Annotated in this window: 12 protein-coding genes; all 12 read left to right on the plus strand. The window is 57.8% G+C overall.

All coding sequences use genetic code 11. The features are described from left to right. Nucleotides 1-60 precede the first annotated feature (60 nt). The 12 genes from CCOS191_RS07525 (at nt 61) to CCOS191_RS07580 (ending at nt 14771) form a co-directional block, all read left to right on the plus strand. Nucleotides 61-3573 carry a glycosyltransferase family 2 protein gene (locus CCOS191_RS07525; protein ID WP_046854659.1) on the plus strand — a complete coding sequence of 1171 codons (3513 nt, stop codon included), beginning with the start codon at nt 61-63 and terminating at the stop codon, nt 3571-3573. 149 nt (nt 3574-3722) lie between these two features. After that, nucleotides 3723-4832 (plus strand): N-acetylneuraminate synthase family protein, encoded by a 1110-nt coding sequence (locus tag CCOS191_RS07530; RefSeq protein ID WP_046854660.1) that lies wholly within the window; start codon nt 3723-3725, stop codon nt 4830-4832. Between the two features lie 2 nt (nt 4833-4834). Beyond that, nucleotides 4835-6679, plus strand: a complete 1845-nt coding sequence (locus CCOS191_RS07535) for a thiamine pyrophosphate-binding protein (RefSeq protein ID WP_046854661.1) — start codon at nt 4835-4837, stop codon at nt 6677-6679. Next, entirely contained in the window at nt 6672-7805 is a 1134-nt protein-coding gene (locus CCOS191_RS07540; protein ID WP_046854662.1) for an FkbM family methyltransferase, read from the plus strand. Before CCOS191_RS07535 ends, CCOS191_RS07540 begins: the two co-directional genes overlap by 8 nt. Next, on the plus strand, nt 7802-8767 hold the full coding sequence (locus CCOS191_RS07545; protein ID WP_046854663.1) for an NAD-dependent epimerase/dehydratase family protein: 966 nt from the start codon (nt 7802-7804) through the stop codon (nt 8765-8767). The genes CCOS191_RS07540 and CCOS191_RS07545 overlap by 4 nt, the downstream gene beginning before the upstream one ends. 48 nt (nt 8768-8815) lie before the next feature. Then, nucleotides 8816-9706: a class I SAM-dependent methyltransferase gene (locus CCOS191_RS07550; RefSeq protein ID WP_046854664.1), complete on the plus strand. Its 891-nt coding sequence runs from the start codon at nt 8816-8818 to the stop codon at nt 9704-9706. 271 nt (nt 9707-9977) lie between these two features. Continuing rightward, nucleotides 9978-10913, plus strand: coding sequence for a ketoacyl-ACP synthase III (locus tag CCOS191_RS07555; protein WP_046854665.1), 936 nt, complete (start codon nt 9978-9980; stop codon nt 10911-10913). Nucleotides 10914-11160: 247 nt separating this feature from the next. Further along, on the plus strand, nt 11161-12015 hold the full coding sequence (locus CCOS191_RS07560) for a flagellin domain-containing protein (RefSeq protein WP_046854666.1): 855 nt from the start codon (nt 11161-11163) through the stop codon (nt 12013-12015). A 73-nt stretch (nt 12016-12088) separates the two neighbouring features. After that, entirely contained in the window at nt 12089-12448 is a 360-nt protein-coding gene (locus CCOS191_RS07565) for a flagellar protein FlaG (RefSeq protein ID WP_046854667.1), read from the plus strand. A 78-nt stretch (nt 12449-12526) separates the two neighbouring features. After that, a complete protein-coding gene (gene fliD / locus CCOS191_RS07570) occupies nt 12527-13933 on the plus strand; it encodes a flagellar filament capping protein FliD (protein ID WP_046854668.1) in 1407 nt (468 codons plus the stop codon). Between the two features lie 131 nt (nt 13934-14064). Continuing rightward, nucleotides 14065-14460 carry a flagellar export chaperone FliS gene (gene fliS, locus CCOS191_RS07575; RefSeq protein ID WP_046854669.1) on the plus strand — a complete coding sequence of 132 codons (396 nt, stop codon included), beginning with the start codon at nt 14065-14067 and terminating at the stop codon, nt 14458-14460. A gap of 14 nt (nt 14461-14474) precedes the next feature. Beyond that, nucleotides 14475-14771: a flagellar protein FliT gene (locus tag CCOS191_RS07580; RefSeq protein ID WP_046854670.1), complete on the plus strand. Its 297-nt coding sequence runs from the start codon at nt 14475-14477 to the stop codon at nt 14769-14771. Nucleotides 14772-14908: the final 137 nt, after the last annotated feature.

A 14908-nucleotide genomic window follows, 5' to 3' on the forward strand; every position in this document is an offset into this window, starting at 1 on the left:
TTCGAACAGACGCGTTTCAAGCTCGATCGTCCACCGATGCAGAGGCTCGAAGGATAGTTCATGGCCAGCCGCACTTACCCGCCGTTGCACACGGCACCGAAGCGTCCGTACTACATCTACGCTCCGGATTACCGCCAGACCTCGGCGGGCATTCGTGTGACCCACCTGATCTGCCATCTGCTCAATCGTTGCGGGCAGGATGCGTATCTGCTGTTCGCCAAGCAGACCAATCCGCTGTGGCATACGCCCCTGCTGACTGACATCCTGGAGCAGCAACATGCTGAGGCGGGGCGTCAACCGATCGTGGTGTATCCGGAGGTGGTGCGGGGCAACCCTGCCAATGGGCAATCGGTCGTGCGGTACTTGCTGAATGTGCCAGGATTGTTGGGGGGCGACAGCGAGTTCCCCGCCACGGACATGATTTTCGCGTATGGCGAGAACCTGCTTCCCGAAGGACTGGGTGACGACCACATTCTGTTCTTGCCGCCCATCGATACGTCGATCTTCAACAACCAGGCTAACAGTTTCGATCATCATCGAAAGGGCTGGTTGCTGTACCCAGGGCGTTACATCGATGCCTTGCAGCAGTACCCAGAGCTGGCTGCGAAATGCACCATCATCACGAGCAAGTGGCCCGCTACCCCGGAGGAAATGGCTGAGCTTTTCCGACGCAGTGAGCGCGTCTACTGTTTCTCATCCACGGCCATTGCGCTGGAAGCAATGCTATGCGGTTGCCCGGCAGTGATTCTCAAATCACCCTTTTTTGACGGTGTGCCTATTGGCGGTGGCGAGTTCGGTACTCACGGCCTGGCCTTTGAGGATTCTGATGAAGCAGTCGCCCAAGCCGTTGCCGGGCTGGATATTGTTTCGCAGACCTATGCCAGGCTGCAGAATCGGTTTTGGGAACAGTTTGATATCTTTATTGCCAAGACGCAGGCGATGCCGATCCAGCCGCGTTTGCTCAATGACGTTTCCGTGGAGCAGGGTGCTGCGACGCCAGCGATTGCGCATAGTCAGATGGTCAGGCAGTGGCTGCGCCAGCGTACCCCCAATGATGCTCAGGCTGAATTGATCATCCAGCGCCTGGAGGCATGCCAGCAAGCATTGCCTCGTTTCGATTTTATCCTCGTGCCGGATGGCCAGCCAGGTGCGGTTGAAGTCACGCGTCAAAGCTTGCTGGAGCAAGGTTACCCATTCATTGGTATCCATCTGCCGGGCGATGCAGACGCTGAAACCCTTAACGAAGTCGCGCTGAACCAATGTCACGGACAGTGGTTGTGCTTCGTTCGCGCCGGTACGACGTTCACGACGTTCGGGTTGGCCCTCCTTGCCCTGGAATTACTGGCATCGGCGAATGTGCGCGCGTTCTACACCGATGAGGTCGTCCGCCATCCTTCCGGCGATATGGAAACGATACTGCGACCGGACTTCAACCTCGACATGCTGCTGAGCGCGCCTGCAAGCATGGCCTATCACTGGTTTTACAAGCGGGGGGTATTCCTCGACGCAGGTGGCTTTGACCCGACATGTGCCGGTGCGCTCGAGCTTGCCCTGCTGCTGCGGTTGATAGAGGGCACTGACGGCGTGGACGGCCTTGCGCATGTCAGTGAGCCATTATGCATCACCGATGCCACCCGACCGGTTCATAACCCGCAGGCGCAGGCAGTTGTGGCGCAGCATCTGAACCGTCGTGGGTATACGCGCGCGAGGGTGCAGAAGCACCTTCCAGGCATTCATCGAATCCATTACGGCCACGAGCATGAGCCGCTGGTCTCGATCATCGTTCCCATTGATGGGCAAGCTGGACAGATCCAGCACTGCATAACCTCACTAATGGAAAGAACCACCTATCCCCGCTACGAGATTCTCGTGCTGGACGATGGCGAGGCGGATTGGGCCTCGCGGGTCTGGCTCGATAGTCTTGCGTCACAGCAAGTGGGTGGCATCAGTGTGCTCAGCGGTGGTGGTGGGATGGCCATGCAACGTGCTGTCCAGCATGCCCGAGGTGATTACCTGCTCATGCTGGGTAGTGACACAACGGTGGTGCACAGCGACTGGCTGGATGCATTGCTCAACCACGCGCAGCGTCCGGAGGTGGGGATTGTTGGCGGCAAGTTGCTGCATCCTGGCGGCACGGTTGAGCAAGCCGGCATAGTGCTTGGACTCAACGGTGCAGCAAGTACTGCCTTCAGTGGCCAGTCCGATGGTTTGGGCTATATGCGCCGCCTTGAAATGGATCAGAACTACAGCGCGGTTTCTGCTGCCTGTCTGATGATTCGGCGCTCACTTTTCGAGGCGTTGGGTGGCCTGGATGTGCAGCAATTCAACGGTTCTGGAGCAGCCATCGACCTGTGCCTGAAGTCGATGCAAGCGGGTTACCTCAACGTCTGGACGCCTCACGCTGTTCTGTTCTGCGAGGGTCGTGATGCGTCCGGGCAGGAGGCCCCGACCGGTGACGAAGGGCAAGCGCAGCAAGATGCGTTGTTGCGAAAGTGGTTGCCTCTCATTGCTCATGATCCGGCGTACAACCGCAATCTGACTCTGCAAGGCTCTGGTTTTACGCTGGAAACCGATCCCGGGCTCGCCTGTCGTTATTTAAGCTGGCGTCCGCTGCCCGTGGTGTTGACGATGCCTGCGGATTTCGAAGCCAGTGGGCATAGCCGCATCATCGATCCCGCGCTGGCCATGAGGGGCAGCGGCCAGGCCGATATCCGTCTGGCCCTTCGCAATTATTCGCCGGTTGAGCTCGAACGTTTGCAGCCTGACGCATGGGTGATGCAGCCGCCTCGCCTCGAGGCGCAGGTCGAGGCATTGCGGCAAAGCGCACGGTTCACATCGGCATTCAAGGTGCTGGAGGTCGATACTCTGTATTGCACAGAGGCTGGGGATTCACTGTCGGCGCCGGTTGACGGAGCGCTGCGTCGCTTGTCTGCCATGGCCGACCGGTTGCTGGTGGCGACGTCGGGATTGGCCGAAGCGTTACGCGATACCTGCGCGGATGTTCGTGTAATCCCTGATCGATTGAACCCGGCTCGCTGGAGCGGATTACGGAGTCAGCGGCGGTCCAGTGCTCGTCCTCGCATCGGGTGGGTTGAAGCAGGAGGGGCGCAGGAGCAGGCATTGTTACTGGAAATCGTCCAGCAGTTGCACAGGGAAGTCGACTGGGTATGCCTGGGTCGGTGTCCGTCGCTTCTTCGTCCTTATCTTAGCGAGCAGCATGATGCTGTGTCGTTCGATGAGTATCCGGTAAAGCTTGCCTCCTTGAATCTGGACTTGGCCATCGCGCCCTTGGCCCCGGGTTTGTTCGGCGAATGCCGAAGCCCGTCGCGCCTGTTGGAATATGCCGCGTGCGGAGTGCCTGTGGTCTGCAGTGACGTTTGGTCTCTGCAAGGGCTGTCTGTGATACCGGTCGGGAACATCTCCAGGGACTGGGTTGAAACCATTCGGATGTACCTGGCGGAGCCGGAAGCCTGCGCCAGGTGTGGCGATGCATTACAGGAAGCGGTCCTGACGCAGTGGATGCTGGATGAGGACCATATCCAGGCGCGACTAGAGGCCTGGCTACCCGGCTGACGGGTGGCTACGCAGCAGGCCGCGATTATCCACACAACATTTACAGGATCGGTGCACTGCAAGGTCATCATCCATTTGCGGTAGTCCAGACGGACCAAGATCTGGGCGCCGACATCCATTCATTCATGCGAGTGAGCAGGGGAGCTTTAATGAAAACCATCAGCCAACGTGACAAAGATCTGTTCGAAAACCTGTTCGTGCTTGAACTGGCCAACAATCACTGGGGCAGCCTGGAGCGGGGGCTGAAGATCATTCGAGATCACGGCGCTATCGCACGCTTCAACAATGTCAAGGCTGCGATAAAACTGCAGTTTCGCGACGTCGATGAATTCATCCACCCGGATTTCAAGGGTACGACAGAGCTGCGCTATGTGAAGAAGACCGAGGACACTCGACTGAGCAAGGCCGAGTTTGCCCGGATGGTTGAGGAAGTCCGCAATCTGAGTTGCATTCCCATGGCTACCCCGTTCGATGAGGCCTCGGTAGACCTGTGTGTCGAGTTCGACATGCCTATTCTCAAGATTGCCAGTTCTGACATGAATGACTGGCCATTGATCGAGAAGATCGCCTCCACGCGCCGTCCGACCATCATCTCGACTGGGGGGGCATCGGAGAAGGACCTCGATGACGTAGTTCGATATTTCGAGAAGCGTGACATCCCGCTTTCGATAAACCACTGCGTTTCGCTCTACCCCAGTGAAGATGATGAACTGCACCTGGATCAGATCGACTATCTGCGCAATCGCTATCCAGGTCACGTGATTGGCTTGTCTACCCACGAGTATCACGACTGGCATTCTTCGATGCTGATCTCCTACGGCAAAGGCGCGCGTACCTGGGAGCGTCATATCGACATACAGCATGAGGGCGTTCCGGTCTCCAACTACTGCTCGCTGCCGGAGCAGTGCGACAGTTGGTACAAGGCATTCCACAAGGCCAAGGAAATGTGCGGGGGCGTGAGTGCCAGCCGGCGCATCATCTCGCGCAAGGAAACCGAGTATCTCAACGCCCTCGTGCGCGGCGCCTATGCGCGGCGTGACCTGGAGCCTGGTTATGTGCTGACGCGCGATGAATTCGAAAAGGATTTCTATCTGGCCATCCCGCTGCATAAAGGGCAGTTGTCGTGCCGTGAGGTGATGAATGGCGAGCGTCTCTTGCAGTCGATCAAGGCCAACGAGCGCTTGACTATCGAGCATATCGACGGCCCCTACAGCGAAACGCCGGCGCTCAAGAACCTGATCCTGAGCAGGGGGCTTTGAGCATGAAGCGTGTTTCCGAGCAGATCGCTCAGTGGTTGGTGCAGCAGGGTGTCGAACAAGTCTTCACTGTCACTGGCGGCGGCGCCATGTTCCTCAATCAGGCGCTTGGTGGGCATGAAGGCCTGCGTTGTACTTTCATGCACCATGAGCAGGCATGTGCCATGGCTGCCGAGGGGTACGCACGGGTCACCGGCAAGCCTGCGGTGGTGATGCTGACCACCGGGCCGGGCTCGATCAATGCTCTCAATGGTGTGCACGGCGCATTCACCGACTCGATTCCGATGATCGTGATCTCTGGTCAGATCAAGCGTGAAACCTGTGTTTCCTTCCAGGACGTGCCGGGCTTGCGGCAGTTGGGCGACCAGGAGGGGCCGACCATCGCGATGGCCAGTCCAGTTTGCAAATATGCCCGGATCGTGCGCAGCGAAAAAGACCTTGAGGATATGCTGCCCACCGCTTACGCCGAGGCAGTTGGCGGCCGTCCGGGGCCGGTATGGCTTGATATTCCCTTGGACATCCAGCAGTCGACCGCGTCGATCAATATTCCCGCCCCAGTTCTGGCTCGGCCTGCTCCGGCCGAAGGTCTGAGGATCGCCTGCACGCAGATCGTGCGTCGTTTGCTGCAGTCGCATCGACCGCTGATCCTGGGTGGTACGGGAGTTCGGCTTTCGGCTACGGAGAAGCGCTTGCTGGCCTTGGTCGAGCGCTATCGTATCCCTCTGGCCACTGCGTGGACTCACGACCTGATTGCCAGTGACCACCCGCTGTTCGCCGGGCGCCCTGGTACCATCGGTACACGCTCTGGCAACTTCTGTCTGCAAACCGCTGATTTCGTGCTGGTGTTGGGGTCACGGCTGAATGTGAGACAGACGAGCTACAACTGGCAGGCCTTTGCCAGAAACGCCTGGGTCGCTCAGGTGGATATCGATTCTGCGGAACTGAACAAGCCCACCGTTCGTCCAGACCTCGGGGTTGTCGCAGACCTGAATGATTTTCTGGATGTGTTCGAGGAGGAGCTGGCGCGTTGCGTCCTGCCGAACTTCTCCGCTTGGGTGCAGTGGTGCAAACGAATCGGCGAGACCTACCCGGCTATTGCGGAACATCGCCAGCAAGTTGGGGCGGCGCTCAATCCCTATGTCATGGTAGAGCGTATATTTGCTCAGATGCGTCCTGACGACATTGTTGTTTGTGGCAATGCTTCTGCGTGCATCCTGCCGTTCCAGGTCGGGGCGCTCCAATCTGGTCAGCGCTTGTTCAGCAACTCCGGCTCGGCCTCCATGGGGTATGACTTGCCGGCGGCCCTTGGTGCGGCAGCGGCTGCTGCTCAGGAGAATGGGCGGCGGGTGATCTGCTTCGCGGGCGATGGCAGTCTGCAGATGAATATCCAGGAGTTGCAGACGTTGAAAACCGTCGCGGCCAATCTCATCGTGATTGTTCTGAACAACCGCGGATATCTTTCCATCTGGCAGACGCATGAGAACTTCTTTGGTCGTGTGATTGGCGCAACTCCCGAATCGGGAGTGGAGTTCCCCGATTTCACCGCCGTTGCTCGCGCCTATGGTTTGCGGGCTGAATCGATCCATTGTGAGGAGGATCTGCGCCGGCTCGATGAGCTTTTAGGCTGCAATGGGCCACTGCTCATCGACTTGCACGTTGATCCTCGGCAAGAGTTCGTGCCGCGCATCAAATCTCGCGTCGATGCTAACGGTGCATTCGTGACGCCAGAGCTGGACGACATGCACCCGTTCCTTGAGCAGGCGACACTCGAGCAGTTACGCAACGAGGCTCTGGCCATACGCGCAATCCCCCATACCGTCACTGACTCAGGAGCCAACGGCAATGGTTGACAAGACTTATCGCACTGCTGATTTCAATGCCCTGGGTGAGCAGGCGGCTGGTTTGCCGCGGACACATATCGAACCAGGCAGCGTCATCTGGATTTTTGGCGCGGGCAACTTCGGTCGAAGCCTGGCGGCGGCGATGCAGAAGCAAGGTATTGTCGTGGCGGGCTTTGTCGAGACCGCTCCCCGTGTGGCAACCGTGCTTGACCTGCCTGTGCTGGACTGGCAGGCATTGGCGATGGAGCATTCGGGAGCGCGGCTGGCGCTTGGGATCTTCAACCGCGATACGCCGTATGATGAGCTGCTGACGATTGTCGCCGAGGCAGGTTTCGCACCGCCGTTGATGCCGTGGATGCTGTACGAGCAATTTTCCCAAGATCTTGGCTGGCGATTCTGGCTCAGCGCCCGTTCGTTCCTGTTAGAGGCAATGGGACGAATTGCTGGAGTGGCCGAGCAATTGGCTGATGAGCAAAGCCGGGAAATCCTGTATCGCATGTGCGCGTTCCGTCTTGGCCTGGATATGGAATACGCCAGCTACCTTTCCACTGAGGCGCGCTACATCAATGAATTGACCTTGCCTGCATTGCGGGGCCGCGGTATCACCTACGTGGACTGCGGTGCCTATGATGGTGACAGTTACGAAGAGCTGATAGCGTGTCCCGACATTACCTGCAAGCAAGCGTTTTTGCTGGAGCCTGATGCGGAAAATTTCAGTCGTCTGGTAAGGCAGGTAGCGCTGGGCGGTACCAACGCCATTTGCTTGCCCATGGCCGCTGCCCAGTCCTACAGTATCCTGACGTTCAATGCCGGACAGGGAGAGGCTTGCTCCCTGAGTCAGGACGGTGCTGGCACTTCGATCGCAGCGGTAGCCTTGGATCAAATGCTGCCCTGTCTACCGGTTGACCTCATCAAGCTGGATGTCGAAGGGGCAGAGGCTCAGGTACTGAGGGGCGGCGAGCAGATCATTCGTCGCAGTCGTCCAACGCTGATCGTATCGCTCTACCATAACCCGGAAGATCTCTGGGAATTGCCGGAGCTGTTGTTCGATTTCTGCCCGAACTATCGTTTCTACATCCGCCAGCATTGCCCGAATACATTCGAGTCGGTCCTCTACGCTGTACCCAACCCATGAACGTACTATTGACCGGGGGTACTGGATTTTTCGGGCGCGCATTGTTGCGGCATTGGCAGGTATGTGCAGATGCCGGCGCCCAGGTACCCAGGGTTACTGTACTAAGTCGGATGCCGTATGCATTCCTTGAGCGGTACCCTGAGTTTGCGGGCCAGCCTTGGCTGTGCCTGCATGAAGGTGACATTCTGGTACCGGATTCGCTGCCGGTATCACGGAATTTTACGCATGTGCTGCATGCTGCTGCTGACTCGACAGCCGGACCTGCCCTCGATCCGCTGGAGCGCTATCTGCAAATCGTCGACGGAACACGGCATCTGCTGGACTATGCCGTTGCCAATCGTATTCCGCGTTTCCTGCTGACAAGTTCTGGTGGCGTTTATGGTCCTCAGCCGCAAGGCATGGGGAGCATCGTGGAAAGTTACAATGGCATGCCGGATCCGCTCGAGCCAGGACATGCATACAGTGTGGCCAAACGCTGTGCCGAGCATCTTTGCGCCCTGTATGGCCATCGGCACGGGCTTGAGGTTGTGATTGCCCGCTGTTTTGCCTTTGTGGGGCGTGATTTGCCTCTGGATGTGCATTTCGCAATCGGCAATTTCATCAGGGATGCGCTTGGCTCACCCATCATTGCAGTGAATGGCGATGGTACGCCCGTGCGTACTTACATGGATCAGCGAGATCTGGCGCACTGGCTAGAGGTTCTGCTGAGTAGCGGGAAGCCTGGGCATGCCTACAACGTAGGTTCTGATGAGGTCATTACGATCGGTGAGCTGGCACGCTTGGTGCGCGACACGCTAGCGCCCGGGAAGCTTGTGCGCATTGCTCAGAGTGAAGAGGCGCCTGGGAGTTTCCGGAATCGTTACGTGCCAGCAATCAGCAAGGCGCGTGATGAACTGGGGCTATCCCTGCGTTACAACCTGGCAAGGTCGATACGGGATGCGGCGGAGCATGTGGGTCGTTGACCGATACGTAATGACTCTCTTCTTCTTTGATGTATCAGGAATGCAAGTATGACCAACGACTTCCCTGCTTCGTTGCGACATGAGCGCGTGGCTCAACAGTGCATCTGCTGTGGTGGTGTGCAACTGCAGCGGTCGCCGGCTATTCTCATGCCGTTCGTTTCCCATCGGGCATTAGGGCTGGCGCCTGCTCTCATTGATGAGCAGTGGGGCCTGAAATCCATTCCTCAAGGAATGGCGTATTGTCTTTGCAATACACTTCATTGTTCACAATGTGAATTGTTGTTTCTGGATATTCGTTTTTCCGATCGCGAGATGGCCTGCCTGTATGACGGCTACTACGGTGAGGCATACGAAGCGCTTCGAGAACACTATGAACCCGGCTTCAAGGCGCGAAATCTTGCCCTGAGGGCGCCTAGCGAGCTAATGGGGCTGACGATCGATTACATTCTGCAGTACCTCAGCCCCGTGCGCATCCTCGATTGGGGGGGGGGAGACGGTACGAACACTCCGTTCAAGGGAGATGGGTACCAGACTGACATCTTCGATATCGACCGCAAACCTACCGTGGTGGGTACTCGCAGCGTCGTAAAGGGGGATGTTGAAGGCGTCGCTTACGATCTCATTGTCTGCCGCCAGGTGCTTGAGCATGTTCCCTATCCAACGGATGTGCTTGCCGACATCCGTCAATGTATGGGGGATGAGACTTTGCTCTACGTGGAGTTGCCGCATGAGGCGCTCATGGTCGGCAACCAGGCGCTCTCACCGTCGCAAAAGCGGCATTGGCATGAACATATCAACTTTTTCTCACCCGCTGCGCTCGCTAACCTCTTCCTGGCCTGCGGTTTCACATTGTTGAATGTGCAATCGACTCCTATAGGGAGTGACCCACGCTTGAGTTCAGCCTCTCGGATTCTGCAGGCTATGGTAAGGAAGGCATGAGCACTGCGGGTAATGACGCAGTGGCATTGGCGCTGAAATGAAGGCCGGCGGTGCAATGCCGCCGCCTGACGCCGTGAGATCCTCGGGCGCTTCAATGGCGCAGGCGGCATTGCGTGGATTACAGGATTGGTCGTATAACCGTGACTTGGCAGTCAAAACGTGCATCACACATGCATTGAGTCTACGGGCAGCCATGTCGACATGCCAGGTCAGGCGTATGGTTCTGGTCGCCAGCCCCGTGATTTTTCGTCATTTCCATTGGGAAGCCACAATGATTGGCATTAAAAGCATCGCCAGTTACGTACCTGTGGAGGGCGTCGACAACTACGCCCAAGGTGCGAAATTCGGCAAGGATCAAGAATTCATTTTCGGCAAGATCGGCTCGACCTTCTTGCCGCGCAAGGCCGATACCCAGGAAACTTCCGACCTGTGTGTCGAAGCCGCCAGAAATCTGTTCGCCGCCAACCCGGCGCTGGACCCAGCGTCCATCGACATCGTCATCGTCGTCACCCAGAACGGCGATGCCGAGGGGCTGCCGCACACTGCCGCTATCGTCCAGCACAAGCTTGGGCTGCCGACCGCCATCGCGGCGTTCGACGTCTCGTTGGGCTGCTCGGGCTATGTCTACGGGCTGTATGCAATGAAGGGGTTCATGGAAGCTGCCGGCCTGAAGAACGGCTTGCTGCTGACCGCCGACCCCTATTCGAAGATCGTCGACCCCGAGGACCGCAACACCACCATGCTGTTCGGCGACGCCGCCACGGCGACCTGGATGGCCGACGGGGCTGCCTGGCAGTTGGGCAAGTCGTTGTTTGGCAGCGACGGTGCCGGCGCCGAGCACCTGCGTACCACGCAGGGCAAGTTCTTCATGAATGGCCGCCAGGTCTACAACTTCGCACTGGTCAAGGTGCCTGCGCACTTGCAGCAATTGCTTGAGGCTAGTGCGTTGAAGGCCGGGGATATAGACCTGTACTGTCTGCACCAGGGCAGTGCCGCCATTGTCGACGCAGTTTCCGCGCGTTTCTGCGAGGGCGCGTACAAGGAAAAATTCGTCAAGGACATGGTCGAGACTGGCAATACCGTTTCCTCAAGCATTCCACTGTTGCTGGAGAAACATGTACTTGGCTCGCAGCACAAGCGCGTGGCCCTGAGCGGATTTGGCGTGGGGCTGTCCTGGGGCTCGGCCATCATCGAACGCAATGCCTGACCTTCGGCGGGGATGAACAAGAAGCGCTGGCCAGACACGGCCGGCGCTTTTTTATTTCTGATGTGCAATTTCTGGCGTCAAACCCCTGATTTCATTGGGGTGGCAGGATGCCAGTAAAAAATTTGAGAAATCGCCCTAAAGCAAACTGCCCTGACGACGATAAACATTACGAAGGTTCTCTAGGCCACCTACCCGGCGAATTGCCAAGGCCGGAAGCCGTAGTACCCAATCCAACGAGGAATTCGTCATGGCTTTGACTGTAAACACCAACACCACCTCTCTGGGCGTTCAGAAGAACCTGAACCGTGCTTCCGACGCACTCAGCACTTCGATGACCCGTCTGTCCTCCGGCCTGAAAATCAACAGCGCCAAAGACGACGCCGCCGGCCTGCAGATCGCTACCCGCATGACCTCGCAGATCCGCGGTCAGACCATGGCTATCAAGAACGCCAACGACGGTATCTCCATCGCCCAGACCGCTGAAGGCGCGATGCAAGAGCAGACCAACATGCTGCAGCGTATGCGCGAACTGGCCAACCAGGCGCGAAACGACTCCAACAGCACCCTGGACCGTGAAGCTCTGGACAAAGAGTTCCAGTCGATGCTGAAGGAAATCGACCGTATCTCCGCCAGCACCGAGCTGAACGGCAAGAAACTGCTGAACGGTACTTCCGGCGTCATGACCTTCCAGGTCGGCTCCAACACCGGTAGCGACAACCAGATCACCATCAGCCTGAGCTCTTCGATGAGCACTGGCACCGGTGGCGCTCTGAGCGGCCTGAACGGTAAAGCCATCACCGGTACCAGCGCCAACATCGAAGCCAACTTCACCGCTGCCATGAGCGCCATCGACGACGCTCTGCAGGCAATCAACACCTCGCGTGCTGACCTGGGTGCTGCCCAGAACCGTCTGACCAGCACCATCAACAACCTGCAAAACGTCAACGAGAACGCCGAAGCCGCTCGTGGCCGTGTACAGGACACCGACTTCGCTGCCGAAACTGCCCAGCTGACCAAGCAGCAGACCCTGCAGCAAGCTTCCACCTCGGTTCTGGCCCAGGCCAACCAGCTGCCATCGGCAGTGCTGAAGCTGCTGGGCTAATCTGCCTGATAGCTGATGGCGGGGGAGTGCTCTCCAGGCGCTTCCCCGCCTTTTTCATTGTGAGGTGGTAGGCATGGACATGAGCGTCAAGCTGAACCTGTCTTACCCGGCCGCGCGGACGGCCGAGCAGGTTGCCGAGAAACCGGTTGCCCGGTCGGTGGATATTTCCGCTGATGGCGAAAAAAAACAGGACCCGATCAAGGTGCATGACGCCGACAAGGTCAAGGGTGCTGTCTCGGAAATCGAGAAGTTTTTCAGGGAAACCCGACGCAACCTGGAGTTCGTCACAGACGAAGAGTCCGGTAAGATCGTGGTTAAAGTCATCGCCAGCGAAACCGGTGAGCTGATTCGACAACTACCCTCGGAAGAGGCGCTGCGAATTGCCCACAGCCTGAGCGATGTCAACAGTGTTTTGTTCGACGCCAAGGTCTGAACCGGCGGCGAATACAGTTTTGTGATTCAGTCGGCCTTGCAAGCGCAAGGCTGGCGCAATGAGCAGAGGAGCGACAGCATGGCAAGCCCGATTACTACGAGCACGGGAGCAGGCTACGGACTCGATATCACCAATATCGTCAAGGTGTTGGTCAATGCCGACACGTCGGCCAAGGCAAACCAGATTGCCCGGCAGACCAGCAACAACTCGGCGATGATCTCGGGTATCGGCTCTCTGCGCAGTGCGTTGACTGCATTCCAGGACGCCATGAAGAAGCTCAACGACAAGGACGCTCCTTCGTTCAATGCATTCGCGGGCACGTCGGCCAATGAAAGCGTGGTCAAGATCAAGGCGGGCAACACCGCCGTGGCTGGCAGCTATGACGTGCGGGTCACCCAGTTGGCGACCGGCTCGAAGGTAGCCTCCGCGAAATTCGCGGGTGGCGCCGATACGCCCATCCCTCCTGGCGAGATGACCATCAGCCAGAACGGCAAGGACTACAAGATCAACGTCCCTGATGGCGCCACGCTCAAAAGCGTGCGTGACCAGATCAACAAGGAGGTCGGGGCCAAGGGCATCACCGCCAACATCATCAACGAAGCGGGTGGTTCGCGTCTGGTGTTCGGTTCCACCACGACAGGCAAAGATAGCGATATTTCTGTAAGCGGCCTGGGGCTGGATATCGACGGCAAGCAGAAGATGGTGGGTGATGGTGCGGGATACATCAATGGCCTGGCCCAGGATGCGGAGTTCTCTATTGATGGCTTGGAGCTGACAAGCTCGAAGAATACCGTTGATGACGCGGTCAGCGGCTTGAGCCTGGAACTTACCGGTGTCTCCGATCCGAAGGTCACCAGCGGCGTCAAGGTGACCGTGGCGCTGGACAATGAGGGCCTGAAAAAGTCGGTACAATCGTTCGTCGATGCCTACAACACCCTGCAGAAGGCGGTGAGTGCGCTCACCACGCCTACCAAGGATGAGAATGGCAAGGTCACCAGCCTCGGCCCGCTGAGCAACGACCCGACCACCAAGGCGCTGCTGGGCGATCTGCGCAAGGTAATCGCAGACACTGCAGGCAACGGCAACCTGAACACGCTCAGCCAGCTGGGGATCAACACCCAGAAAGATGGCACCCTGGAGTTCAACGGCACCAAGTTCTCCGCTGCCTTGAACGACAAGAAGCTGGGCGCAGAGATTCAGGGGCTGTTCACGGGTGACCAGGGCGTGTTTACGCGGATGAACAAGGCTATCGATCCGTACAATGCGTCGGGCGGTACGCTGGACAGCCGCAAGAGCAACCTTGATCAGGCTGCCAAGAACCTGGCCAACCAGAAGGACGCGCTGGACAACCGTATCGAGCTGTTGACTGTATCGTTGACCAAGAAGTTCTCGGCGCTTGACGCAGCCTTGGCCAAGATGCAGAAGCAGGGTGAGCAGATCACCTCCATCTTCGAAGCGATGAACGCTCAGGCCAAGAAATCCTGATTGAACCGCGTGACGTAAGCCCGGCGGCGCCTTTGAGGTGCTCCGGGCTTTACTGTTTTCTGGCTAAAGTTTTTTGACGTAACGGCGATACAGCAGGTATATGCACCTTTTCGCTGCAACGAGGTAGATCCATGAACCCGATGTTGGCCCTTCGGCAATACCAGAAAGTCAATGGCGCGGCACAGACTTCCGAAGCCAGCCCCCACCGCCTTGTGCAGATGCTGATGCAGGGTGGTCTCGACCGCCTGGCTCAGGCCAAGGGCGCCATTGCCCGCAAGGATGTCGCCCAGAAGGGCATTCTGCTCGGCAAGGCCATCGATATCATTGGCGGCCTGCGCGAAGGGCTGGACCTGGAAAACCATGGGCAGGAGCTGGCGGACCTGGACAACCTGTACACTTACATGAGCAGGCGCCTGGTCGAGGCGAACGCCAAGAGTGATCCGCAGATCATCGACGAGGTTGCCCGCTTGCTGATCACGGTCAAGGAAGGCTGGGATGCTATCGGCGATCAGCAGCCGACGCCCTGAATCAGGAGGTTGTCATGAGTGAGGTAATCGAGCGTATCGATCAGACCCGCAAATTTCTGTTGGACGCCCTGGCCGCTCGTGATTGGGAGGCTGTAGGGGAGCTGGATCTGGAATGCCGCCTGTGTGTCGACGATGTGCTGGCCGAGGCACTGTCGAATGAGGACGAAGTGCGCGCGAGTCTGGAGGAGCTTCTGGTGGTCTACCGCCAGCTAATCGAAATTGCAAGTGGTGAGCGTCAATCAATAGTCGATGAGATGGCGCAGATCCGTCAGGCGAAAAACGCCACGAAGGTATACCATCTGTTCAGTTGACCACGGATGTTTTATCAAAACGGCGCGCCATAAATTTGACTGTGTGCTGTTTTTTGACTTTACTAGTGGCTGTTTTCGAAATTCAGACGTCCGAACACTGACCATTCAGTCGGAATGATGTCGTGCACGCCTTCGGG

It is taken from the genome of Pseudomonas sp. CCOS 191, assembly GCF_001007005.1.
In the GTDB taxonomy this organism is placed as follows: Bacteria; Pseudomonadota; Gammaproteobacteria; order Pseudomonadales; family Pseudomonadaceae; genus Aquipseudomonas; species Aquipseudomonas soli.